The organism is Parafrankia soli (assembly GCF_001854695.1).
Taxonomy (GTDB): domain Bacteria; phylum Actinomycetota; class Actinomycetes; order Frankiales; family Frankiaceae; genus Parafrankia; species Parafrankia soli.
The window spans coordinates 1-1,497 of the sequence record NZ_MAXA01000167.1; the positions used below are offsets into that span (position 1 = coordinate 1).

General features: G+C 70.8%; 1 protein-coding gene. It reads left to right on the plus strand.

Translation table 11 applies throughout. The features are described 5' to 3' along the window. On the plus strand, window positions 1-1,443 hold a 1,443-nt coding region (locus BBK14_RS14055), incomplete at its 5' end, for an NAD(P)H-quinone dehydrogenase (RefSeq protein ID WP_071062686.1). Window positions 1,444-1,497: the final 54 nt, after the last annotated feature.

Below are 1,497 nucleotides of genomic sequence, written 5' to 3' on the forward strand. Positions count from 1 at the left end.
ATCGTCATCCTTGGCGGCGGACCCGGCGGCTACGAGGCGGCCCTGGTCGCCGCGTCCCTCGGCGCGACCGTGACCGTGATCGACTCAGACGGCATCGGCGGGGCGTGCGTCCTGACCGACTGCGTGCCGTCGAAGACCCTCATCGCGACATCGGAGACGATGACGAACTTCGCGATGGCGCCGGCCCTGGGGGTGCGCCCACATGGCGACCCCTCGGCCGAGGTCGGCAGCTGGGAGCTGACCGGCCTGCCCCACCTCACTCCACCGGACGTGGTCACGGTCGACCCCGAGCAGGTCAACGAACGGGTGCGGGCGCTGGCCCGGGCCCAGTCCGCCGACATCGAGCGYCGCCTGGAGCGGGAGCGGGTCGAGGTGGTGCACGGCACCGGACGCCTGGTCGGCCCGCACGCGGTCGAGACGTCCGACGGCGAGACGTTCGTCGGCGACATCGTCCTGGTCGCCACCGGGGCGTCGCCGCGGGAGATCTCCGGCTGCGAGCCGGACGGCGAACGCATCCTCACCTGGCGCCACCTGTACGACCTCAAGGAGATCCCCGAGCACCTGGTCGTGGTCGGTTCCGGCGTCACCGGCGCCGAGTTCGCCAGCGCCTACCGGGCGCTCGGCGCCGAGGTGACACTTGTCTCCTCACGCGAGCGGGTGCTGCCCGGCGAGGACCCGGACGCGGCCCGGGTGATCGAGGACGTCTTCGTCCGCCGCGGCATCGAGGTGCTCAACCGCTCCCGGGCCGCCGCGGCGCGCCGGATCGGTGACGGCGTCCTCGTCGAGCTCACCGACGGCCGGACGGTGACGGGCAGYCACGCACTGATGGCGGTGGGTTCGGTGCCGCGGACGAAGGGCCTCGGTCTCACCGAGGTCGGCGTCCGGCTCGGCTCCGGCGGCCACGTCGTCGTCGACCGCATGTCCCGGACGTCGGTTCCCGGCGTGTACGCGGCCGGCGACTGCACCGGCGTGCTCCCGCTGGCGTCCGTCGCCGCGATGCAGGGCCGGATCGCGATGTGGCACGCCCTCGGCGAGGCGGTGACCCCGCTGCGCCTGGGCACCGTGTCGTCGAACATCTTCACCGAGCCCGAGATCGCCACCGTCGGGGTGACCCAGCGGATGAAGGACTCCGGCGCGATCGCCGCCGAGGTCACCACAGTGCCACTGATGCGCAATCCTCGAGCGAAGATGATGGGGATAGCGGATGGCTTCGTGAAGTTGTTCTGCCGGCCCGGAAGTGGCAGCGTCCTGGGTGGCGTCATCGTTGCTCCGCGTGCAAGTGAACTGATCCTCTCAATTTCACTCGCGGTGGAGAACGGTCTGACCGTCGACCAGATCGCGCACACCTTCTCGATCTATCCCTCCTTGTCCGGTTCCATCACTGAGGCGGCCCGTGTCCTGCGGCCGCGCGACCTGTTCGCCGGCTTCGACACCCCCGCCTGAACAGGCCTGTCACTCCGGCCCAGGCCGGATAATGGGCCCATGAAAGGCGTCTTC